Below are 21,902 nucleotides of genomic sequence, written 5' to 3' on the forward strand. Positions count from 1 at the left end.
CGACGCGCTTTAAGCCGGCTGAATTGCGGCGAATAGCCTCAAATCTTCGTCATTCCGGCTTTGGCAGTTGGAATGGGCGCGCGCTTCACGTATTTGGGCCGCTATGCTGTTCTGGATTCTCGTTGCCGTTCTGACGGCAGCCGTCGCCGTCATTCTGCTTTACCCCCTTCTGCGTGGCGCGAAGGCGGCGGAGAACAGCCGCGCCGGCGAGGCGGCGGTCTATCGCGACCAGCTGCGCGAACTCGACCGCGATCTTGCCGGCGGGCTGATCACACCGGAGGAGGCCGATTACGCCAGGGCCGAAATCGGCCGGCGGCTGATCGCCGTTGCTGCCGACGAACCGGAGACGACGCCGAAACCCGCACGACATCACCGTGTCACTGAAGCCTTCGTTCTCCTGCTCCTGCCGGTGCTCGGGCTCTGTCTTTACTTGACGACGGGCAGGCCGGACCTGCCCGCGCAGCCGCTGGAGGCGCGGCTGGAAAACCCCGGCAATGACGTGGCGGTGCTGATTGCCAAGGCGGAACGGCACCTGGCCGAGAATCCCGACGACGGCAGGGGCTGGGATGTGCTGGCGCCGATCTATGTCCGCACGATGCGGGTCAACGATGCTGAGGTCGCCTACCGCAACGCGATCCGGCTTCTCGGCCCGAGCCCGACCCGGCTCGACGGGCTTGCCGAGACGCTGATGGCGGTCTCCGACGGCGTGGTAACAGAGGAGGCGCGTCAGGCGCTTGAACAGTCGCTGACGCTGGAACCCAACAATCCACGTGCCCGCTTCTATGTCGCGCTCAGCATGGAGCAGGCGGGACGGACCGACGAAGCGCGCCGGGCCTTCGAAGCGCTGGCGCAGCAATCGCCCGCCGATGCGCCCTGGCTGCCGCTGGTCAATGAACATATCGCCAAGAACGGCGGCGCGGCTGTCCAGCCTTCGGCGCCTGGCGGACCGACGTCGGAAGACGTGGCGGCGGCCGAAAACATGAGCTCCGGCGATCGCCAGCAGATGATCCGCGGCATGGTCGAAAGCCTCGACGCCAGGCTGACCGCCGAACCCAACAACTTCGACGGATGGATGCGGCTCGTCCGCTCCTACGCCGTATTGAACGATAAGGATCGCGCAGCCGACGCCCTGAAGCGCGGCCTTGCGGCCTTTCCGCCGGCGGGTGAACAGGGCCGGCAATTGCTGGCGCTTGCCAGGGAACTTGGCATAGCCACGGAGGGAATGACGCAATGACGCGCAAGCAGAAGCGCCTTGCGGTGATCGCGGGCGGGATGGGTTTCATCCTTGCGGCGGTGCTGTTGGTGATGTTCGCCTTCAGCCAGTCGGTGGCCTATTTCTACATGCCGGCGGATCTGGCCAAGACCCCGGTGGCGCCGGAGACCCGCATCCGGCTCGGCGGGCTGGTGGGCGCCGGCAGCGTCGTGCGCGGCGCCGGCTCGACGGTGGAATTTACAGTCACCGACGGCAGCACCAATGCGGTCAAGGTCAAATATACCGGCATCCTCCCGGATCTGTTCCGCGAGGGCCAGGGTGTGGTCACCGAGGGCATGTTTGCGTCAGGCACGAACGTCTTTGTCGCCGACACCGTGCTCGCCAAGCATGACGAGACCTATATGCCGAAGGAGGTGGCCGACCGGCTGAAGGCGCAGGGGCTGTGGCAGGAGGGCCAAGGAGGAAAAGGCCAGGGGCAGGAAGCGAAGGCGACGCCATGATCATCGAGATCGGCCATTACGCCCTGGTGCTGGCGCTGGCGACGGCGCTGATCGTCTCGATCGTGCCTGTCATCGGTGCGCGCCGCCATGACCGGGCGATGATGGATGTGGCGACATCAGGCTCGCTGGCGATGTTTGCGCTCGTTGTCTTTGCCTTCGCCGTCTTGACCTATGCCCATGTCGTCTCCGACTTCTCGGTCGAGAATGTCTGGGAGAATTCGCATTCGCTGGTGCCGCTGATCTACAAATATTCCGGCGTCTGGGGCAATCACGAGGGATCGATGCTGCTATGGCTGCTGATCCTGACGTTGTTCAGCGCGCTGGTCGCCGTCTTCGGCGGCAATCTGCCGGAGACGCTGAAGGCCAATGTGCTTGCCGTGCAGGCCTGGATCTCGCTTGCCTTCACGCTGTTCATCCTTCTGACCTCCAATCCCTTCCTGCGGCTCGATCCGGCGCCGGCCGAGGGCCGCGACCTCAATCCGGTGCTGCAGGACGTCGGGCTGGCCATCCACCCGCCGCTGCTCTATCTCGGTTATGTTGGCTTTTCCGTCTGCTTCTCCTTTGCCGTTGCAGCTCTCCTGGAAGGCCGCATCGATGCCGCCTGGGCGCGCTGGGTCCGGCCCTGGACGCTGGCCGCCTGGACTTGTCTGACATTAGGCATCGCCATGGGCTCCTACTGGGCCTATTACGAGCTCGGCTGGGGCGGTTGGTGGTTCTGGGATCCGGTGGAGAATGCTTCGTTCATGCCCTGGCTTGCCGGCACCGCGTTGTTGCATTCGGCGCTGGTCATGGAAAAGCGCGAGGCGCTAAAGATCTGGACGGTGCTGCTGGCGATCCTGACCTTCTCGCTGTCGCTGATGGGCACCTTCCTGGTGCGCTCCGGGGTGCTGACCTCGGTGCATGCCTTTGCCAGCGATCCCTCCCGCGGCGTCTTCATCCTTTGTATCCTGTTGATCTTCATCGGCGGGGCGCTGTCGCTGTTTGCCCTGCGGGCGCCGAAGCTTGCGGCCGGCGGGCTGTTTGCGCCGATCTCGCGCGAGGGCGCGCTGGTTCTCAACAATCTGATCCTGACGGTCGCCTGCGGCACGGTCCTGACCGGCACGCTCTATCCGCTGCTCTTAGAGACGCTGACCGGCGACAAGATCTCCGTCGGGCCGCCCTTCTTCAATATGACCTTCAGCCTGCTGATGGCGCCGCTGCTCGTCATCGTGCCGTTCGGGCCGCTGCTTGCCTGGAAGCGCGGCGATCTGCTCGGCGCCCTGCAGCGGCTCTATCTCGTCGCAGCTCTCGCCTTCGCGGCGGCCGTCATCCTGTTCTACATCGAGCATGGCGGGCCCGTGCTGTCGGTGCTCGGGCTGGCGGCCGGGCTGTTCCTGATCCTCGGCGCCATTGCCGATCTCTGGTATCGCGCCGGCATCGGCAAGCTCGCCATCGGTCTCGCCTGGCGCCGGCTTGCCGGCCTGCCGCGTTCAGCCTTCGGCACCGCCCTTGCCCATGCCGGCCTCGGCGTCAGCGTTCTCGGCATCGTCGCCGTCACCACCTTCCAGAGCGAGCATGTCGTCGAGATGAAGCCGGGCCAGACGGTCGAGGCCGGCGGCTACAGCCTTGAGTTCGACGGCATGCGGCCGGCAAGGGGACCGAACTATAGCGAGGAGCGCGGCCACTTCACCATCCGGCGCGCCGGGGTTGCGGTCGCCGACACCTGGTCGGCCAAGCGCCTCTACACCGCCCGGCAGATGCCGACGACGGAGGCCGGCATCCTGACCTTCGGCCTCAGCCAGCTCTATGTCTCGCTGGGCGACGCCACCACCGACGGCGGCATCGTCGTGCGCATCTGGTGGAAGCCGTTCATCCTGTGCATCTGGGGCGGCGCCCTAATCATGGCCGCCGGCGGCCTCGTCTCGCTCTCCGACCGCCGCCTGCGCGTCGGCGCCCCGCGCCGCAAGGCGAAGGTGGCGACACCCGCGATGGAGCCGGCGGAATGATGAGGCGACTGCTCCTGGTTTTGGCTCTGATGCTTGCGGCTGCCCCGGCCTTCGCCGTCAATCCCGACGAGGTGCTGGCCGATCCGGCGCTGGAGGCGCGCGCCCGGACTCTTTCGGCTGAACTGCGCTGCATGGTCTGCCAGAACCAGTCGATCGACGATTCCAATGCCGAGCTGGCGAAAGACCTGCGCCTCTTGGTGCGCGAGCGCATCAAGGACGGCGACAGCGACGAGGAAGTGCTGGACTACATCGTCTCGCGCTACGGCGAATTCGTGCTGCTGAAGCCGCGGCTCAATCCGAAGACAGTGCTGCTCTGGGGCGCGCCGGTGCTGCTGGTGCTCGCCGGTGGGCTGTCACTGCTGGTCTTTGCGCGCCGGAGGGCTGGCAAGCCGACGGGAAACAAGCTGACGGCGGAAGAACAGGCGAGGCTGAACGAGCTTCTAAAGAAATAACAACCCGTCGAACCGGGATGATGTTTCCAAGTCCTTGGGCACCCCAAGGAAGCGCCGGACCAGCAACGGCCAGAAACATTCCAAACATTACCAATTTTTCATTGACCGGACAGTTCGCAGTAAGGTGCGCCATCCTATATCTTCGTTATCGACTGATCCGGCCTTGCCGGTCTGAAGATCTAAGAACAAGAGAAGGTGCTCCAATGCTGAAGAATTTCAACGGACGTCCGTCCCTCGTCACTGTGCTCAAGGCTTCTACCGTCGCCGGTATCGCAGCCGCTGTGCTCGCAACCGGCGTTCCGCTCGAAATCACCCGGTCTTATGCCGAAGCCGTCAAGGTTCAGGCGCCTGCCGTACCGAGCTTCGCCAATGTCGTCGATGCCGTTTCGCCCGCCGTCGTGTCCGTTCGCGTCGAAAACCGCGTCAATCCCGTCGCCAACAACAATGACGGCTTCTCCTTCGATTTCAATGGCCGCGGCTTTGATGACCTGCCTGATGATCACCCGCTGAAGCGCTTCTTCCGCCAGTTCGGCCAGGATCCGAGCGACCAGCAGGGCCACCAGCGGCGCTTCGGCCAGAATGGTCCCGGCGGCCCGAATGGTCCCGGCAAGGGCCGACTGCGTCCGGTCGCTCAGGGCTCCGGCTTCTTCATCTCCGAGGACGGCTACATCGTCACCAACAACCACGTCGTTTCCGACGGGCAGGCCTTCGTCGCCGTTATGAATGACGGCACCGAACTCGATGCCAAGCTGATCGGCCGGGATCCGCGCACCGACCTCGCTGTCTTGAAGGTCGACGGCAAGGGCAAGAAGTTCACCTACGTCAACTGGGCCGACGACAATAACGTCCGCGTCGGCGACTGGGTCGTCGCCGTCGGCAATCCCTTCGGTCTCGGCGGCACAGTCACGGCCGGCATCGTCTCGGCCCGCGGCCGCGATATCGGCTCCGGCCCCTATGATGATTACCTGCAGGTGGATGCGGCCGTGAACCGCGGCAACTCAGGCGGTCCGACCTTCAACCTCAGCGGCGAAGTCGTCGGCATCAACACCGCGATCTTCTCGCCGTCCGGCGGCAGCGTCGGCATCGCCTTCGCCATTCCCGCCTCGACCGCCAGGGATGTCGTCGCCGATCTGATGAAGGACGGCCAGGTTTCGCGCGGCTGGCTGGGTGTGCAGATCCAGCCGGTGACCAAGGATATCGCCGAGTCCATCGGCCTTTCCGAGCCGAGTGGCGCCCTCGTCGTCGCCCCGCAGGCCGGGTCGCCGGGCGACAAGGCCGGCATGAAGGCCGGCGACGTCGTCACCGCCCTGAACGGTGAAACGATCAAGGATGCGCGTGATCTCAGCCGCCGCATCGGCGCGATGCAGCCGGGCAGCAAGGTCGAGCTCTCGGTCTGGCGCTCCGGCAAGGCGCAGTCCCTGACCGTCGAACTCGGTACGCTGCCGGCCGACCAGAAGGATGCGTCCGCCGATGACAACAACCAGCCGCAGCAGCCCGAGGCGCCTGCGTCCGAAAAGGCGCTCGCCGATCTCGGCTTGACGGTCGGTCCTTCCGATGACGGCAAGGGCTTGGCGATCACCGGCATCGACCCGGACTCCGACGCCGCCGACAAGGGCATCAAGGAAGGCGAGAAGATCACCTCGGTCAACAACCAGGAAGTCTCCACCCCTGCGGATGTCGTCAAGGTGCTGAACCAGGCCAAGAAGGACGGCCGCACCCGGGCGCTCTTCCAGATTCAGTCGAGCGAAGGAAGCCGTTTCGTCGCTCTGCCGATCAACGGCCAGGGCTGATCCCCGAAAAACGGGAGCCGTGCGGAGGAAACTCCGCGCGGCTCGATTGTCTGATTTTTGAAGGATGATCGCGATGAGCGCCGCTCCGCAGCCAGATGCTTTGAGCCTTGCCGAAACGCAGCCGGTGGGTAATGTCGGCCGCATGAAGATTCTCATCATCGAAGATGATCTCGAAGCCGCGGCCTACCTCACGAAAGCCTTTCGCGAGGCTGGCATTGTCGCCGACCACGCCAGCGACGGCGAGAGCGGCCTGTTCATGGGATCGGAGAATAGCTATGACGTCATCGTCATCGACCGCATGCTGCCGCGCCGCGACGGTCTTTCCGTTATCAGCGAGCTGCGCCGCAAGGGCATCCATACGCCGGTGCTCATCCTCTCCGCGCTTGGCCAGGTCGATGACCGGGTGACTGGCCTTCGTGCCGGCGGCGACGATTACCTGCCGAAGCCTTATGCCTTCAGCGAATTGCTGGCGCGTGTCGAGGTGCTCGGTCGCCGCAAGGGCACGCCGGAGCAGGATGTCGTCTATCGCGTCGGTGATCTCGAACTCGACCGCCTCTCCCACGAGGTCCGCCGCGGCGGCAAGGAAATCCCGCTGCAGCCGCGCGAATTCCGCCTGCTCGAATATCTGATGAAGAATGCCGGCCAGGTGGTGACCCGCACCATGCTGCTCGAAAACGTCTGGGACTACCACTTCGACCCGCAGACCAACGTCATCGACGTCCATGTTTCGCGCCTGCGCTCGAAGATCGAGAAGGACTTCAGCCAGCCGCTCCTGAAAACCATCCGGGGCGCGGGGTATATGATCAAGGACGAGGGATGAGCCGCTTCAGGGTTCTCTTCAAGTCCACCGCAGTCCGCCTTTCGGCACTCTATATCCTGCTTTTCGCCATATGCGCCGCGACCCTCGTCTTCTATGTGACGGCGATGTCCGAACGGCTGCTGACCGGCCAGATCCGCGACGCCGTCCGGCAGGAGGTGGAGCAGGTGCAGCGTGCCTATGACACCGGCGGCATGAACCTTCTGCTGCGCACGATGGAGCGACGCGCCCGCCAGCCCGGCGCCAACCTCTATATCATCGCCGGCCCCTCGGGCGATATTCTCGCCGGCAATGTCGCCTCGGTGCAGCCTGGTGTTTTCGAGGAGGTCGGCTGGACCTCGGCTCCCTTCGCCTATCAGCGTTATACGGACGGTGGTGGCGTCGAGCGCCGGCACAAGGCGATCGCCAACATCTTCGTGCTCGACAACGGCCTGAGAATTCTGGTCGGCCGCGACCTCGGCGATCCCGAGCGCTTCCGGCTGTTGGTGCGCCAGGCGCTGATGGTGGCTTTGGCGATCATGGGTCTCGGCGCGATCATCATCTGGTTCGGCATCGGTCGAAACGCGCTGAAACGCATCGACCGCATGTCGGATGCGAGCAAGAAGATCATGGCAGGCGATCTGTCGCAGCGTCTGCCGGTCGGCGGATCCGGCGACGAATTCGACCGGCTTTCGATGTCATTGAATACCATGCTGGAGCGCATCGAGAAGCTGAATGAGGGCTTGCGGCAGGTCTCCGATAACATCGCCCACGACCTCAAGACGCCGCTGACGCGGCTGCGCAACAAGGCGGCCGATGCGCTCGACATGACCGATGTCGATACGCGGCGCGTCGCTCTCGAAGGCATCATTTCCGAATCCGACCAACTGATCCGCACCTTCAACGCGCTGCTGATGATCTCCCGCGTCGAGGCAGGCTCGGTCGCAGCCGAGATGACGCCGGTCGAGCTGTCGGCCATCGTTTCCGACAGCGCCGAGCTTTACGAGCCGGCGGCGGAAGAGGCTGGGCTTGGCTTGAGCGCCAGCGTCGAACCCGGGATCGAGGTACAGGGGAATCGCGAGCTGATCGGCCAGGCGATCTTCAATCTGCTCGACAATGCCATCAAATATTCAGCCGATACGGAAGGGGCGGGCGAGGTATCGCTGAAGCTTGCCCGCCGCCCGGACGGCGTCTGCCTGTCGGTGGCCGACCACGGGCCGGGCGTACCGGCCGATCGGCGCGACGACGTGGTAAAGCGCTTCGTCCGCCTCGACGAAAGCCGCTCGAAACCGGGCACGGGGCTCGGGCTTTCACTGGTGGAGGCGGTGATGGAACTGCACAACGGCCGGCTGGAGCTCTCCGATACCAATCCCGAAAAGCCGGAACAGCGCGGACTGACCGTCAGCATGATCTTCCCGGCCAAGGCTGCCTGAACGGCCCGTGCGCAAACACGATCGGTTGAATCGCGTATTGGCGGTTTGGCGCCGAGACCCTAGTTTAATCCCGATCGGGGAGGCGGGGCCGTGATTCTGGTGGCCGTTTCCTCCGCTCCAAAGCCAGGGAGAGCCTATGCTGACGAAATCGACGCATGGCCTCAAGGACGTCGCCGAAGGGCTGCTGCGTCCGTTGAGCCAGACGGAGTTGAAGCTGGCGCTGAGCGATCTTCAGCAGGCCGGCAAAAGCGAGCCGTCGGTCGCCGCGATGCTGAAGAGCGAAGGGCCACTGCGCGATTTCATTACCGCCGTGCTGACGCTCTCGCCCTACCTGCGCGAAATCGTCAATCTCGACCCGGCCATTCTCGCCGCCGCCATCACGCAACCCTTGGAGCCCCAGATAGAAGCGCTGATCGCCGAGGCGCGGGACTGCTGGCGGCCGGACGGGGAAGGGGCCGCGCCAGCGGAATCGGCGGTGATGAGCAGACTGCGCATCATCAAGCGCAAGGCCGCCTTCCTCGTTGCACTCGCCGATCTCTCGCGTATCGTCGATGGCCGGGCAACGACCGGCTGGCTGAGCGAGCTCGCCGAAGCCTCTGTCGCCGCTGCAATCGACCATCTGCTGCTGGCGGCGCATGAGAGCGGAAAGGTCAGGCTGCGGGATCCGGCGAAGCCGAGCGAGGGCTCGGGTCTGATCGTGCTCGGCATGGGCAAACTCGGCGCCTGCGAGCTCAACTATTCCTCCGATATCGACCTCGTCGTCTTCTTCGACGAACAGGCCGGCATCGTGCCCGACCCCGATGACGCCATCGAGGTATTCCCGAGGATGATGCGCCGGCTGGTGCGCATCCTGCAGGAACGCACGGCCGATGGTTACGTCTTCCGCAGCGATTTGCGATTGCGACCCGATCCCGGTTCTACGCCGCTGGCGATTCCGGTCGACGCGGCGATGATCTATTACGAGGGCAGGGGCCAGAATTGGGAGCGAGCGGCCTTCATCAAGGCGCGCGCCGTGGCCGGCGACTTCGTCGCTGGCGGCGAGTTTCTGCGCGGGCTGGCGCCTTTCGTCTTCCGCAAATATCTCGATTACGCAGCGATCGCCGATATCCATTCGATCAAGCGGCAGATCCACGCGCATAAGGGTCACGGCGCGATCGCGGTCAAGGGCCATAATGTCAAGCTCGGGCGCGGCGGTATCCGCGAAATCGAATTCTTCGTCCAGACGCAGCAGCTGATCGCCGGCGGTCGCATGCCGGCGCTGCGCGGCCGGTCGACGGAGGAGACGCTCAGAGAGCTCACCAAGGCGAAATGGATCGATGCGCAGACGCGCGACGAACTGACGGAGGCCTACTGGTTCCTGCGTGACGTCGAGCATCGCATCCAGATGGTGCGCGACGAGCAGACCCACCTTCTGCCGGAGACCGACGCCGACCTCAAGCGCATCGCCTTCATGATGGGATTTTCCGACACGCCGAGTTTTTCCGAGCGGTTGGTCGGCGTGCTGAAGACGGTGGAGCGGCGGTATGCCCGCCTCTTCGAGCAGGAGAGCAGGCTTTCCGCCGAAACCGGAAACCTCGTCTTCACCGGCCAGGGCGATGACCCGGATACCCTCAAGACCTTGAAGAAGCTCGGGTTCACCAGGCCGTCCGACATTTCCCGCATTATCCGCACCTGGCATTACGGCCGCTACCGCGCGACGCAATCGGTGGAAGCGCGTGAGAGGCTGACGGAGCTGGCGCCAGAGCTCCTGCGCGTCTTCGGCGAAAGCAAGCGCGCCGACGAGGCGCTGCTGCGTTTCGACAGTTTCATCTCCGGCCTTCCCGCCGGCATTCAGCTCTTCTCGCTGCTCGGCAGCAATCCGGCGCTCCTGTCGCTGATCGTCAACATCATGTCCTCGGCACCCCGGCTGGCCGAGGTGATCGCCGCAAAGCCGCATGTCTTCGACGGCATGCTCGATCCCGGTCTGATGGCTGAGTTGCCGACGCGCGACTATCTCGGCGAACGCCTGAAGGGCTCGCTCGTCCAGGCGCGCCATTATGAGGAGGTGCTCGACCGGCTGCGCATCTTCGCCGCCGAACAGCGCTTCCTGATCGGCATCCGCCTGCTCACCGGCGCCATCAACGGCGCAATGGCCGCCCGCGCCTTCACCCATCTCGCCGATCTCATCATCGCAGCCGCGCTCGACGCCGTGATTGGCGAAATGCGGGCCGCACACGGCGACTATCCGGGCGGGCGCGTCGCCATATCAGGCATGGGCAAGCTCGGCAGCTTCGAGCTGACAGCGGGTTCCGATATCGATCTGATCCTGCTCTATGATTATGACGACGCCGCCTCCGAATCCGACGGGCCGAAGCCGCTCGACGCGACGCGGTACTTCACCCGCATCACCCAGAGACTGATCGCCGCCTTGTCGGCGCCGACCGCCGAAGGCGTGCTCTATGAGGTCGACATGCGGCTGCGTCCCTCCGGCAACAAGGGGCCGGTCGCCACCCGCATCAATGCCTTCGGCAAGTATCAGCGCGAGGAGGCCTGGACCTGGGAGCATATGGCGCTCAGTCGCGCCCGGCTGATCTCAGGCGATAACAGCCTGATCGCTGAAGCGGAGCATGTCATCCGCGAAGTGCTGTCGGCCCGTCGCGACATCGCCAAGGTGGCGCATGACGTCGTCGAGATGCGCGAGCTGATTGACAAGGAAAAGCCGCCTTCCGGCCCGTGGGACCTGAAGCATATCCCCGGCGGTGTCATCGATCTCGAATTCATCGCCCAGTATCTGGTGTTGATCGCACCGACCAGGGGCGTCGGCGTGGCCGTCAGCGGCAAGAGCACCGGCGAGGCTCTGAAGCTGCTCGGCGATCGGCTGCTGGCCGCCGACGATCTCGACACCTGTCTCGAAGCCTTCGCGCTCTATACCAGCTTGTCGCAATTGATTCGTCTCTGCATCGACGGTGAGTTCGATCCGAACGACGCGCCTGCCGGCCTCATCGAACTCGTCTGCCGTGCCGGCGACTGCCCCGATATCAGGACGCTGGAGGGAGAAGTGAAACGGCTCTCGAAGGCGGTTCGGAAGATTTTTCTGAGTGTGTGTAAAACCTAAACATCATCCGGAATGCGCAGCGAGATCACCGTGCCCACCGCTTCGCGCGAGCGGATCTTCATGCGGCCGCCGTGCAGCGCGGTCAGCGAGCGCGAGATGGCAAGCCCGAGGCCGGAGCCGCCCTTGCTCTTGGCGTATTGGCTCTGCACCTGTTCGAAGGGCTGGCCGATCTTCGACAGCGCCGAGCGCGGGATGCCGATGCCGGTATCGGCGATGGTGACGGTGACGGCCCCGTCGACGCGGCGTGTGCGCACCGCGATGCGGCCGCCATTGTCGGTGAACTTCACCGCGTTGGAGAGCAGGTTGAGCAGGACCTGTTTCATCGCCCGGCGGTCGGCCGTCAGCGTCAGGCCGGAGGAGATGCGCTGCTCGATAACGATGTTCTTTTCGGCCGCCGGAATGGCGGTGAAGCGCAGGCTCTCCTCGATCAGCGGCACGAGGTCGATGCGCTCGCAATGCAGCCTGAGATGGCCGGCCTCGATCTTCGACATGTCGAGGATGTCGTTGATGACGTTGAGCAGATGTTTGCCGCTGTCATGGATATCGCGGGCATATTCGTCGTATTTCAGCGAGCCGAGCGGCCCGAACATCTGGTTCTGCAGGATTTCGGAGAAGCCGAGAATGGCGTTCAGCGGCGTGCGCAGCTCGTGCGACATGTTGGCGAGGAATTCCGACTTCGCCTTGTTGGCGGCTTCGGCGCGCTCCTTCTCCGCCTGGTAGTTGGCGTTGGCAGTCGAAAGCTCGGCCTTCTGGATTTCCAGCGTCTGACGCGAAGCGGAAAGATCGCCGATCGTCGCCATCAGCCGGCGTTCGGATTCGCGCAGCCGCTCCTGGTGGCGTTTCATCAGCGTGATGTCGGTTCCGACCGAGACCCTGCCGCCGTCGCGGGTGCGCCGCTCGTTGATCTGCAGCCAGCGCTCGTCGGCCAGCTGCACTTCTGTCGTGCGCGAATAGCCGGAGCCGTCGGCATCCGCGATCCGCCGCTCGATGACCGGGCGGGCGGCGGCGGCATTGACGATCGAGCGCTCGGTGCCGGGCACCAGCACGCTGTCCGGCAACCCGTAAGCCTGCTGGAAATGCGTGTTGCACATGACCAGCCGATCATTCTTGTCCCAGAGTACGAAGGCTTCCGAGGTGCATTCGATGGCGTCGGCGAGCCGCTGGTCGGCTTCCGCGTAGCGCTGGGCGAGCCGGTGCTGTTCGGTCACGTCCATGGCGATACCGATCAGGTGCATGCGGCCGGAATTGCTGCGGATCACCTGGGCGCGCGCCCGCATCCAAACATAATGGCCACCGGCATGGCGCATGCGGAAGATCTGGTCGACCTGGCCGGAATGGCCCTTGGCGATGGCGCGGGCGATCTCGTAGAGCCCGCCGTCATCGGGATGCATCAGTCGGGCAGCTTCGCCGAAGCCCATCGTCTTGTCGGAGCCCGGCAGGCCGAGCATGTCGTACATCGAGCGGGACCAGAAGAATTCGCGGTTCTCGAAATCGAAGTCCCAAAGGCCGCAGCGGCCGCGCGACAGCGCCGTCTCGACGCGCAGGTTCGATTCCAGGAAGATGTCGTCGGCGTCGCGGGCCCGCTTCACCTGCGTGTAATAGGCATACAGGATGACGAGCAGGATCGAGGAGATGCCGGCAAACAGCGTGACGTTGAGCGCCAGCTGCTCGCGCCAGAGCCGGCCGATTTCGTCGAGCGAGGTGGCGGCGACGACATAGCTGCCGGCATTGCCCATCAGCGTGATCTCGGCATAATGCGGCACGCCGCCGATCGTCGTTTCGATGACGCCGGCCCGATCGCCGAAACGCCGGATCGCCGAGACTTCGGGGAAGAAATCGCCGACATTGCTGCCCACATACGAAAGCCCGGCGGTCGTTGCGGCAAAAACCTTGCCGCTTGCCTGCACGAGCAGCACGAAAGCGCCGTTGTCCAGCCGGTCCTGCGGCAGGTACCTGGAAAGCCGGGCCTGTGCCTCGGTGATATCGCCGCTGTCGAAAATGTCGGCCGCATCGGCAAATACGGCAGAGGCCGTTGCCGCCGAAAGCGCGGTGGCATGGCGGGCGGAAGCCTCCAGCCGGCTATATTCGCTCATCATGCCGAAGAAATGCGAGGCGGCGACGACGGAGAGGAAGGCGATGATCAACGCCGGAATGGCGCGCTTCAAGATTAGCTCCGCCTTCGGCAGGTGACGCAGGAGCGGCTCCGATGTCGAGCGACCGGATAGGCTGTCTCGCCAGGCTTTCAGCCCGTCAAAATCGACACGCAGCCGTCCTCCGGCCACGGTTGCCCGCCGCACGTCCATCATCTCTTCGCCTTGTCCCTCGTGTGATTCGCGCGCCGCTCGCTCGAACCTGACCTAGAGAATCATGGGTGATTCGCCTTGTCCAGAGGCAAAGGTAAAAATCCGTTAACTATTTATATTTTCGTATTTTTCGGGGGATTCGAATCGCCCGGCGAGGCGGCCGCCGCTTGGTGCGCGACGGCCGGACCAAGCAAAATCACCCTTTAAGCGTGCGCTCGACGATGTCGCGCACATCGGTGGAAAGGTCGGGCGCCCGCTCGATCTCGATCAGGGCAGAGCGGGCGTGATCGGCGCGTACCGGTTCCAGCGAGCGCCAGGAACGCATCGAGGTTAGAATGCGGGCTGCAAGCTGCGGGTTGCGGCCGTCGATTTCGAGAATCTGACCGGCGAGGAAGCGATAGCCTTCGCCGTCGGCCCGGCCGAAACCGGTCGGATTGGCAAAGGCGAAGGTTCCGACCAGCGCCCGCATCCGATTCGGATTGGTCCGCTTGAAAAGCGGGTTTTCCATCAGGCCGCGCACCCGGTCCAGCGCTTTGTCGCCTGGAATGCCGGCCTGGATCGTGAACCATTTGTCGATGACGAGCGCGTTTTCGGCAAAGCGGTCGCGGAAGGCGGCCAGCGCCTCGCTTGTCTCCGCACTGTCGGGGAAACGATGGGCGAGGATCGTCAGCGCATGGCTGAGGTCGGTCATGTTGTCGGCTGCATCGAAGGCTGCCTTGGCGCGCGCAGATGTCTGTTCGGCGTGCGAGAGATAGGTCAGCGCGCTATTGCGCAGCGCCCGCAGGCCGGCGCTCTTGGCATCCGGGCTGAAGCCGCCGGATGTCGCCATCGCCGCATAAAGGCCGGCAAAGACATCCTTTCCGGCGTCGGCGATCTGTTTGAGGATCGCCTGCCGGCCGGCATGGATGGCGTCGGGATCGTTGTTGCCGCCGAGTTCGCGGGCAATATCGGATTCGCTCGGCAGCGCCAGCGCCTGGGCGCGGAAGGCCGGCTCGAGGCTTTCGTCGGCGGCCGCCGCAATCAGCGTCTCGACGAAGGTCGGCTCGCAGACGACCGGCTTGCCGTCGCGCGCGTCGCGGGCAGCCTTCAGAAGGTTCGGCAGCGCCAGATCGGTCAGCGCCTGCCAGCGGGAGAAATGATCCGTCTCATGGCGGGCGAGATGGGCGAGATCGGCCGGGCTTTGATCGAAATGCAGGTTGATCGGCGCCGAGAAGCTGCGGTTGATCGACACGACCGGGCGCGAACCGACGCCATGAAACACCGCCGTCTGTGTGCGGCCGGTCAGATGCAGCACCTCGCCGGCATATTCGGCGCCGTCGACCGAACTCGGCGCGATCTTGCCGCCGTTTTCGCCGAAGAGCGCCAGGCTGAGCGGGATATGCATCGGTTCCTTGCTCGACTGGCCGGGTGTAGCGGGCGTCATCTGTTCGAGCGACAGGGTGAAGGTGCCGGCCGCCGGATCATAGCTGCCCGATGCGGTGACGAGCGGCGTGCCGGCCTGGTGATACCAGAGCGAAAATTGCGTGAGGTCGCGCCCGCTCGCATCCTCGAAGCATTTGACGAAATCCTCGATCGTCACCGCCTGCCCATCATGGCGGTCGAAATAGAGGTCCATGCCCTTCTTGAAGCCGTCTCTGCCGAGCAGCGTCGCGATCATCCGCGTGACTTCGCTCCCCTTCTCGTAGACGGTCCTCGTGTAGAAATTGTTGATCTCGCGATATGTCGTCGGCCGCACCGGGTGGGCGAGTGGGCCGCCATCCTCTGGAAACTGCTCGGACTTCAGATGACGCACATCGGCGATGCGCTTGACCGGGCGCGAGCGCTGGTCGGAGGAAAATTCCTGGTCGCGGTAGACCGTCAGGCCTTCCTTGAGGCACAGCTGGAACCAGTCGCGGCAGGTGATGCGGTTGCCGGTCCAATTGTGGAAATATTCATGCGCGATGACCGCTTCGATATTGGAGTAGTCGGCATCGGTCGCGGTCTCGGGATCGGCCAGGACGTATCTGTCGTTGAAGACGTTAAGGCCCTTGTTCTCCATCGCGCCCATGTTGAAGTCGGAGACGGCGACGATCATGAAGATATCGAGATCATATTCGCGCCCGAATCTCTCTTCGTCCCATGCCATCGAGCGCTTCAGCGCATCCATGGCATAGGCCGCGCGTGGCTCCTTGCCGTGCTCGACATAGATCTTCAGCACCACTTCGCGGCCCGACATGGTGGTGAAGGTGTCTTCGACGACGCCGAGGTCGCCGGCAACGAGGGCAAAGAGATAGCTCGGCTTCGGATGCGGGTCGAACCAGGCGGCGAAATGCTTGCCGGGGCCATAGCCGGCGCCGCCGAGGAAGTTGCCGTTCGACAGGAGCAGCGGATTGGCCTCCTTGTCGGCGATGATGTTGACGGTGAACGGCGCAAGCACGTCGGGCCGGTCGGGGAAATAGGTGATGCGGCGGAAGCCCTCCGCCTCGCACTGCGTGCAGTAGATGCCGCCGGTGCGATAGAGGCCCATCAGCTGGGTATTGGCCTCGGGATTGATGATCGTGGTGATCGTCAGCTCGAAGGGGGCGCTTTCCGGCAGGTCGCGCACGGTCAGGCTTTCCGGCGTCGCATCATAACGCGAAGGGTCAAGCTCCACCTGGTCGAACAGCAGCCCCGCCAGCGTCAGCTCGTCGCCGTCGAGCACGATCGGTGCGGTAATGTCGGCGCCCGGGCGGCGGTGAAAGATCAGGCGGGATTCGACTTTTGTCTCCGTCGGATCGAGTTCGAAGGTCAAGTCCACGCGTTCCAGCACGAAGTCGGTGGGACGGTAATCTGCCAGATGAATGACCTGGCCGGTATCTGTTCGCATGGTGTTTCCTGAAGACCGTTATTTGACAACCGCGGATACAGAGGCGGGCGCGCTCTGCGAGAATTTGCCGGGCATGATTACATTAAAGTCTGAACTAAAGTTAAAGCAAATTGCCCGTGAACACGAAGTTCGCGGGCAAAATATCCTGCTCGAAACGGATGGATGCGCCGGCCGAACGGCCGCTATTTCAGATTGAGCGCGGCCTCGATCGTCGCGTCGCTTTCGGTCTGCTGCACGACGACGCCATACCAGCCGAGGCCGTCGCAATCCTCGGAGCAGACGGCGCGCGAAGGCGGCGATCGAGCCGCTATTGTCGTAATCGCTGCCTTTTGCCCGGATTTGCCGGTTTTGCTTGAGGATTTGCCGATGACGACGCCGCCGTCTTCAGACGCACAAAGCATGCCATAAAACTTTGAACTCCTGCGTATTTTATCCTGATGTCGATTCCGATTTAAGGATTATGCAGCGGGATTTTCTTTCGCTACGATGGCGGCGTCACCTGCTGCGTTCCCGAGTCGAACGCGTCTCCCCGTTTCTATTAAGTCAGCATTAGAGCCAGGATCATGCACTCGGTTCTCAGAAACCCGATGAGAGGCATTGCGCTGAAAGTCTCGTCGGTCGTGGTCTTCCTGGCCATGCAGACCTGCATCAAGCTAGCCGGCCCGGATATTCCGCCGGGTCAGGTCACCTTCTGCAGGTCCTTCTTCGCGCTCTTCCCGATCATGGCCTATCTCGGCTATATCGGACAGCTGCGCGCCGCCTTCCACACCGCCAATCCGGTCGGCCACCTGAAGCGCGGCACGATCGGCATCCTGTCGATGGCTTTCGGTTTTTACGGCCTCCTGCACCTGCCGCTGCCGGAGGCGATTGCGCTCGGCTACGCATTGCCGCTCGTCGCCGTGATCTTCGCCGCGGTTTTTCTCGGCGAGACCGTGCGCATCTATCGCTGGAGCGCCGTTCTGGTCGGCATGGCCGGCGTTGCCATCATCTCCTGGCCGAAGCTCACGCTGTTTCGCGACGGCGGCATGGAAACCGAACAGGCCGTCGGCGCGCTTTGCGTGCTGTTTTCGGCGGTTCTCGGCGGTATGGCGATGATCCAGGTGCGTCGCCTCGTCGAAGAGGAGAAGACGGCGACGATCGTGCTGTATTTTTCGCTCACCGCATCGGTCTTCTCGCTGGCCTCCCTCCCTTTCGGCTGGCTCGTCCTGCCGTGGCCGTCGGCGCTTTATCTGATCGCTGCCGGCTTTTGCGGTGGTGTGGCGCAGATTCTGCTGACCGAAAGCTACCGCCATGCCGACGTCTCCACCATCGCGCCGTTCGAATATACGTCGATCCTGCTTGGCGGCGTCGTCGGCTATTTCGTCTTCGGCGACGTGCCGAGCATCACCATGCTGATCGGCACCGTCATCGTCGTTGCCGCCGGTATCTTCATCATCTATCGCGAGCATCAGCTGGGCATCGAACAGCGGGAAGCGCGCAAGGCGACGACGCCGCAGGCCTGAGTTCACGGCAGGAGTGGTCAATTCTTAGGATGGCGTCGACCTGCGGAATATGATTGTTGAACATGAGAAACTATCATTTATTCAACGCTGTGCACGGCTGACGGCCGTTGCCACCGCGGCTTTCGATATTACTGCTCCGAAACGCTGGCCTGCGAGCGGAGGTGGAGAAAAGCGTAATGGCATTCACGGCGGAGCAATTGGCGGGGAACGGCTCCTTTCTGACGAGTATCCGCTTTCTGGCCAAGCAGACACGCGGCATGTTCGACGCCGGCCCGCGTCTGGCGCGATTGCTCGCCTCCCACCAGCGCTGGCTGCTGACCCAGACGGCCTATGCCCTTCACCTGGAATATGATCCGCGCGAACCGACCTCGGGGTTTACCGCCGTTCGGCTGACCGGCCGCATTACCGCGCACAAGGTGGCCAGCCGTAACACCGTGCTCGCTTTCATCGAAGAACTCTATACCTACCGCTTCATCACCCATACGCCCGGCGACGAGCGGCGCCGGCCACGCCATTTCGAGCCCGCCAATGTCAGCCACCAGGCGATGTTCGCCTGGATTCACGCCAATCTCGCCGCGCTCGACCTGCTCGACGGCGGTGAACGGGCGGCTGTTTTCCAGGCAAATCCATCATTGATGAGGCTCGTTCAGCCGCGCGTTGCCCGCCACTGCCTGGAAGATGCCGCCTGGCGCGAGCCGCCGGAGCAGGTGGCGTTGTTTCTCTGGACCGAAGCCGGCGGCCTTGTCGTCGACAACTTCATCGCCAGGATGGATCCGGAGGACACCGGGGCGGGCCAGTTTCTCGTTGGCCGCGTCGAGACCCGCGCGCTTGCCGCCGATTTCATGATGTCGCGCACGCACTTGCAGCGGCTCCTGGCAAAGGCGGCGCAGCGCGGCTGCGTCGGCTGGCATGATGAGCCGCGCAAGACGCATCTTTGGATATCGCGGCATTTCGTCGAGGAATATTGCGCCTGGCAGGCGGTCAAGTTCGCCTATGTCGACGAAGCCTTCGAATGGGCGACGGCCCGGATCGACGCGCTGGCGGTGTGATTACAGGACGATCGCTGCCGAGCCCGCGCCAAGATCCGCAGCGGCATTGGCCGGCTTTACCGACAGCTCTCGCTCATATTCGCGCGCGGCGCAGACCGCGGCGCGGATATGCTCGAAGGTTTCGATGTTGCGCAGAAGCGATAGCAGGATCGTTGGCATGGTGGGTGACTCTAACATGTAAAGGCAGCAAATTCAGAGCGCTACAGTGGCATCTGGAAAGACTTGGCGGCGCTGTAGCGCCTGCCGCTCAATATTGCTGGAAGTCCGAGAAAATGGCGTTTGGGCGCGCCGTGCGGCTGTTGATGCCGGTGCCGCGGGCGATCATCTGTTCGTTCGTGGCGAAGCCGAAGCGGCTGTAACCATGTGTGGAGCGAAGCTGGTCACCGGCAAGGCGAAGGGTTTCAAACCCGGAATGGATAGGACGAAATCTCTTGTTCATGGCCTTGGTTCCTGTGATTCCTCCCAAGACACAGGCTTATATTGCAGTGCAACATAGATTCTACAATGCATGCTGGCGCGATGCAGCCATGCGAAAAATGCATGGCGTGCTTCATTAAATTATTCAACTTCGGCTAATTTTTGAGCAGAGAGAGGGATCTGAGTTTTGCCTGAAAGGCGAGAAGATCGTTCCAGGCCAGCCGCTTGTTGACGGGTGCGGTTAACAGATCCTGGGGATGCAGGCTGGCGATGGCCGGAATGGCGCGATCGGCGATGACGATGTCCTTCCAGCGGCCGCGCAGGCCGTGAATCGTATCGTTTTCCCCGAGGAAGAATCGTGCCGCGAAATTGCCGAGCAGCAGGATTGCCTGCGGTTCGGCGAGCGCGATCTGGCGCTCGATGAAGGGCCGGCAGATGTCGATCTCGGCCGCCGACGCCGCCCGGTTGCCGGGCGGGCGCCAGGGAATGACCTGCGTCAGCAGGACGCTCGAGCGGTTCAGCCCGATCGCCGCCAGCATCTTGTCGAACAACTGGCCGGACTTACCCGAAAAGGGCAGGCCTTCCCGATCGTCTTCGGCGCTCGGCGCCGAGCCGATCACCATGATGCCGCTTTCGGCGTCGCCGCTGGCAAAGATGGTCGAGCGGGCACTGTGCTTGAGATTGCAGCCGTTGAAGGCTTCGATCGCGGTCTTGAGCTCTGCCAGCGATCGCGCCGCTTCCGCGACGAAGCGCGCCTGCTGCACCGCCTCGCCGTCGGGGATCGCCGGTTGCGGGCCGGAGACCGGGGCCGGACGCGCTGCTGCGGTCGGGCGCGGCGATGTCTGGCGTTCGCCGCTGCTCGGGCGCTCCCCGGCCGCTGGACGTTCCTGCTGCGCCGACGCCGGACGGCGCGCCGCCTTCATCGCCTCGAACTCGGCGAAGCGGTCGACCGCCTCTTCCTCCAGCAGCCACTCCACGCCGGCATCCGCATGGAAATGCAGAAGCGCTGCCAGCTCGGCGGGGGAAAGGTCGTTGGCGGAGATCATGCGGCAAGCTTAGCGGAGAGAAATGGGCATTGAAAGGGCGGGCGGCACATTGGCCGCTCCTGCCGGCTTTATTGCACAGTCCATTGCGCGATGTCGTCGCGCTCGCCGATCAGCGCCAGGCCGTGGGCGATCGACAGCAGTTCACCGCCGCTTTCGATCCGGTCGCGCTCGAAGCGCTCGGTGAAGATGCGGCGCACCGCCGGCACGAAGGAGGTGCCGCCGGTGAGGAACACTTTGTCGATTTCGACAGGCTTCGTCTCGGTCTTGTCGAGCACCTCGTCGAGCGCGCCCTCGATGCGGGCGAGATCCTCGCCGATCCAGCTTTCGAAATCGCTGCGCTTGATGCTGCGGTGTCCGCCGCGGCCAAGCGGCGCGAAGTCGAAGGGCGCCTCCTCGGCGGCGGAGAGTGCCATCTTCGTCGCCGAGACCGCCTGGTAGAGTGGGTAGCCTTCGTCATGGTCGATGAGATCGATGAAGATCTCAAGCTTTTCCGGCTCCAGGCTGGTGCGCACCAGCTTCTTCAGATCCTCGAATTCGCGCGTGGTCTTGAAGATCGACAGCTGGTTCCAGCGGCCGAAGCTGGAATAATAGTTGGACGGCACTTCGAGAACCTTGTCGAAGCTTTTGAAATGGCTGCGCTTGCCGATCAGCGGTGCGACGATGTTGTCGATCATCCGGTAGTCGAAATGGTCGCCGGCGACGCCGACGCCGGAATGGCCGATCGGCGTGGCCGTCAGCCTGCCGGCGACGGTCTCGAAGCGGATCAGTGAATAGTCGGTCGTGCCGCCGCCGAAATCGGCGACCAGCACGGTCGCATCCTGCTTGAGGTTCTGCGCGAAGTAGAAGGCGGCGGCGACCGGCTCGTAGACATAGTGGATTTCGGGAAAACCGAAGCGCGACAGCGCCTCGTTGTAGCGTTCGGTCGCCAGATCAGGATCGGGGCTGGCGCCGGCGAAATGCACCGGACGTCCGGTGACGATGCGGCTGACATCGGATGGCCAGTTGTCGCCGGCATAGTTGCGCAGCCGCCGCACGAAGATCTCCATCAGATCTTCGAAATTATGGCGCTTGGCGAAGATCAGCGTGCCCTGGAACAGCGCGCTTGCAGCAAAGGTCTTGATCGATTGCAGGAAGCGGCATTCGCCGGGATTGTCGATGAATTGCCGGATCGCCGCATGGCCTGCCTCCACCTTCAGCGCCGAGGCGCCGAGCTGGGCATCCTTCATGAAGGAGAGTGCGGTCCGCATGCTGTCGGCGGTTCCTGCCGTGCTCGTGAACGCCATCGAGCGCGTCGCCCCGCCATCCGCCATGGCGAGAACCGTATTCGTCGTGCCGAAGTCGAAACCCAGCGCCTGAGCCATGCCCGCACCTCTTCATGCCGATTGTTATTGGAGACGGAGCATCGCTCCGTGAAGGGCGAAAGGACGCCCGGATTCAGGAGGGCGGGTGATGCCACAGAGGCGTGGCACATTCAAGA

The 21,902-nt window shown here is 63.6% G+C and carries 17 protein-coding genes and 1 pseudogene; 11 read left to right on the plus strand and 7 right to left on the minus strand.

Going from position 1 to position 21,902, the window contains the following annotated elements; genetic code table 11:
* Nucleotides 1–103 precede the first annotated feature (103 nt).
* The 8 genes from ccmI to A7X77_RS05590 all read left to right on the plus strand — a co-directional run bounded on the left by ccmI (nt 104) and on the right by A7X77_RS05590 (nt 11,263).
* The gene (gene ccmI, locus A7X77_RS05555; protein ID WP_064682003.1) at nt 104–1,234 is read left to right on the plus strand and encodes a c-type cytochrome biogenesis protein CcmI; all 1,131 of its coding nucleotides are present in this window, start codon (nt 104–106) and stop codon (nt 1,232–1,234) included.
* Nucleotides 1,231–1,713 (plus strand): cytochrome c maturation protein CcmE, encoded by a 483-nt coding sequence (gene ccmE, locus A7X77_RS05560; RefSeq protein ID WP_064682004.1) that lies wholly within the window; start codon nt 1,231–1,233, stop codon nt 1,711–1,713. The genes ccmI and ccmE overlap by 4 nt, the downstream gene beginning before the upstream one ends.
* Nucleotides 1,710–3,698, plus strand: a complete 1,989-nt coding sequence (locus A7X77_RS05565; protein WP_064682005.1) for a heme lyase CcmF/NrfE family subunit — start codon at nt 1,710–1,712, stop codon at nt 3,696–3,698. Before ccmE ends, A7X77_RS05565 begins: the two co-directional genes overlap by 4 nt.
* Complete coding sequence (locus tag A7X77_RS05570; protein WP_064682006.1) at nt 3,695–4,150, plus strand: cytochrome c-type biogenesis protein; 456 nt, start codon at nt 3,695–3,697, stop codon at nt 4,148–4,150. The genes A7X77_RS05565 and A7X77_RS05570 overlap by 4 nt, the downstream gene beginning before the upstream one ends.
* 203 nt (nt 4,151–4,353) lie before the next feature.
* The gene (locus A7X77_RS05575; protein WP_064682007.1) at nt 4,354–5,940 is read left to right on the plus strand and encodes a Do family serine endopeptidase; all 1,587 of its coding nucleotides are present in this window, start codon (nt 4,354–4,356) and stop codon (nt 5,938–5,940) included.
* Nucleotides 5,941–6,004: 64 nt separating this feature from the next.
* A complete protein-coding gene (locus A7X77_RS05580) occupies nt 6,005–6,760 on the plus strand; it encodes a response regulator transcription factor (protein ID WP_432431334.1) in 756 nt (251 codons plus the stop codon).
* Entirely contained in the window at nt 6,757–8,169 is a 1,413-nt protein-coding gene (locus A7X77_RS05585) for a sensor histidine kinase (RefSeq protein WP_064682008.1), read from the plus strand. Before A7X77_RS05580 ends, A7X77_RS05585 begins: the two co-directional genes overlap by 4 nt.
* Nucleotides 8,170–8,305: 136 nt before the next feature.
* Nucleotides 8,306–11,263: a bifunctional [glutamine synthetase] adenylyltransferase/[glutamine synthetase]-adenylyl-L-tyrosine phosphorylase gene (locus A7X77_RS05590; RefSeq protein WP_064682009.1), complete on the plus strand. Its 2,958-nt coding sequence runs from the start codon at nt 8,306–8,308 to the stop codon at nt 11,261–11,263.
* Here A7X77_RS05590 and A7X77_RS05595 read toward each other — a convergent pair.
* Nucleotides 11,260–13,569 (minus strand): PAS domain-containing sensor histidine kinase, encoded by a 2,310-nt coding sequence (locus tag A7X77_RS05595; RefSeq protein WP_064682010.1) that lies wholly within the window; start codon nt 13,567–13,569, stop codon nt 11,260–11,262. The two genes, A7X77_RS05590 and A7X77_RS05595, sit on opposite strands and share 4 nt — an antisense overlap.
* A 193-nt stretch (nt 13,570–13,762) precedes the next feature.
* Nucleotides 13,763–16,411: an aminopeptidase N gene (pepN, locus tag A7X77_RS05600; protein WP_064682011.1), complete on the minus strand. Its 2,649-nt coding sequence runs from the start codon at nt 16,409–16,411 to the stop codon at nt 13,763–13,765.
* Here pepN and A7X77_RS32965 point away from each other — a divergent pair.
* Nucleotides 16,410–16,607 carry a hypothetical protein gene (locus tag A7X77_RS32965; RefSeq protein WP_156668082.1) on the plus strand — a complete coding sequence of 66 codons (198 nt, stop codon included), beginning with the start codon at nt 16,410–16,412 and terminating at the stop codon, nt 16,605–16,607. The genes pepN and A7X77_RS32965 overlap by 2 nt on opposite strands.
* On the opposite strand, the pseudogene A7X77_RS32970 reads toward A7X77_RS32965, so the two are convergent.
* A pseudogene (locus tag A7X77_RS32970) lies at nt 16,594–16,747 on the minus strand (methyl-accepting chemotaxis protein); the annotation flags it as partial. The gene A7X77_RS32965 and the pseudogene A7X77_RS32970 overlap by 14 nt on opposite strands.
* Nucleotides 16,748–16,974: 227 nt before the next feature.
* On the opposite strand from A7X77_RS32970, the gene A7X77_RS05610 reads away from it, so the two are divergent.
* Both A7X77_RS05610 and A7X77_RS05615 read left to right on the plus strand, forming a co-directional pair.
* Nucleotides 16,975–17,913 carry a DMT family transporter gene (locus A7X77_RS05610; RefSeq protein WP_064682013.1) on the plus strand — a complete coding sequence of 313 codons (939 nt, stop codon included), beginning with the start codon at nt 16,975–16,977 and terminating at the stop codon, nt 17,911–17,913.
* Nucleotides 17,914–18,089: 176 nt separating this feature from the next.
* Nucleotides 18,090–18,962, plus strand: coding sequence for a hypothetical protein (locus A7X77_RS05615; protein WP_064682014.1), 873 nt, complete (start codon nt 18,090–18,092; stop codon nt 18,960–18,962).
* On the opposite strand, the gene A7X77_RS33390 is transcribed toward A7X77_RS05615, so the two are convergent.
* The 4 genes from A7X77_RS33390 to A7X77_RS05630 form a co-directional block, all read right to left on the minus strand.
* Complete coding sequence (locus tag A7X77_RS33390) at nt 18,963–19,121, minus strand: hypothetical protein (protein ID WP_197486795.1); 159 nt, start codon at nt 19,119–19,121, stop codon at nt 18,963–18,965.
* Between the two features lie 88 nt (nt 19,122–19,209).
* Entirely contained in the window at nt 19,210–19,401 is a 192-nt protein-coding gene (locus tag A7X77_RS05620) for a hypothetical protein (protein ID WP_010035016.1), read from the minus strand.
* A gap of 133 nt (nt 19,402–19,534) precedes the next feature.
* On the minus strand, nt 19,535–20,425 hold the full coding sequence (locus A7X77_RS05625) for a uracil-DNA glycosylase (RefSeq protein WP_064682015.1): 891 nt from the start codon (nt 20,423–20,425) through the stop codon (nt 19,535–19,537).
* 68 nt (nt 20,426–20,493) lie between these two features.
* Nucleotides 20,494–21,786 (minus strand): Hsp70 family protein, encoded by a 1,293-nt coding sequence (locus A7X77_RS05630; RefSeq protein WP_064682016.1) that lies wholly within the window; start codon nt 21,784–21,786, stop codon nt 20,494–20,496.
* Nucleotides 21,787–21,902: the final 116 nt, after the last annotated feature.

This window comes from Rhizobium bangladeshense, from assembly GCF_001662075.1.
GTDB classification, from domain to species: domain Bacteria; phylum Pseudomonadota; class Alphaproteobacteria; order Rhizobiales; family Rhizobiaceae; genus Rhizobium; species Rhizobium bangladeshense_B.

What these genes read in the sequence shown, in the direction of transcription:
- ccmI (WP_064682003.1), top strand. Translation starts at nt 104, where the DNA reads ATGCTGTTCTGGATTCTCGTTGCCGTTCTGACGGCAGCCGTCGCCGTC.
- ccmE (WP_064682004.1), top strand. Translation starts at nt 1,231, where the DNA reads ATGACGCGCAAGCAGAAGCGCCTTGCGGTGATCGCGGGCGGGATGGGT.
- A7X77_RS05565 (WP_064682005.1), top strand. Translation starts at nt 1,710, where the DNA reads ATGATCATCGAGATCGGCCATTACGCCCTGGTGCTGGCGCTGGCGACG.
- A7X77_RS05570 (WP_064682006.1), top strand. Translation starts at nt 3,695, where the DNA reads ATGATGAGGCGACTGCTCCTGGTTTTGGCTCTGATGCTTGCGGCTGCC.
- A7X77_RS05575 (WP_064682007.1), top strand. Translation starts at nt 4,354, where the DNA reads ATGCTGAAGAATTTCAACGGACGTCCGTCCCTCGTCACTGTGCTCAAG.
- A7X77_RS05580 (WP_432431334.1), top strand. Translation starts at nt 6,005, where the DNA reads ATGATCGCGATGAGCGCCGCTCCGCAGCCAGATGCTTTGAGCCTTGCC.
- A7X77_RS05585 (WP_064682008.1), top strand. Translation starts at nt 6,757, where the DNA reads ATGAGCCGCTTCAGGGTTCTCTTCAAGTCCACCGCAGTCCGCCTTTCG.
- A7X77_RS05590 (WP_064682009.1), top strand. Translation starts at nt 8,306, where the DNA reads ATGCTGACGAAATCGACGCATGGCCTCAAGGACGTCGCCGAAGGGCTG.
- A7X77_RS05595 (WP_064682010.1), bottom strand. Translation starts at nt 13,569, where the DNA reads ATGATGGACGTGCGGCGGGCAACCGTGGCCGGAGGACGGCTGCGTGTC.
- A7X77_RS32965 (WP_156668082.1), top strand. Translation starts at nt 16,410, where the DNA reads ATGGTGTTTCCTGAAGACCGTTATTTGACAACCGCGGATACAGAGGCG.
- pepN (WP_064682011.1), bottom strand. Translation starts at nt 16,411, where the DNA reads ATGCGAACAGATACCGGCCAGGTCATTCATCTGGCAGATTACCGTCCC.
- A7X77_RS05610 (WP_064682013.1), top strand. Translation starts at nt 16,975, where the DNA reads ATGCACTCGGTTCTCAGAAACCCGATGAGAGGCATTGCGCTGAAAGTC.
- A7X77_RS05615 (WP_064682014.1), top strand. Translation starts at nt 18,090, where the DNA reads ATGGCATTCACGGCGGAGCAATTGGCGGGGAACGGCTCCTTTCTGACG.
- A7X77_RS33390 (WP_197486795.1), bottom strand. Translation starts at nt 19,121, where the DNA reads ATGCCAACGATCCTGCTATCGCTTCTGCGCAACATCGAAACCTTCGAG.
- A7X77_RS05620 (WP_010035016.1), bottom strand. Translation starts at nt 19,401, where the DNA reads ATGAACAAGAGATTTCGTCCTATCCATTCCGGGTTTGAAACCCTTCGC.
- A7X77_RS05625 (WP_064682015.1), bottom strand. Translation starts at nt 20,425, where the DNA reads ATGATCTCCGCCAACGACCTTTCCCCCGCCGAGCTGGCAGCGCTTCTG.
- A7X77_RS05630 (WP_064682016.1), bottom strand. Translation starts at nt 21,786, where the DNA reads ATGGCTCAGGCGCTGGGTTTCGACTTCGGCACGACGAATACGGTTCTC.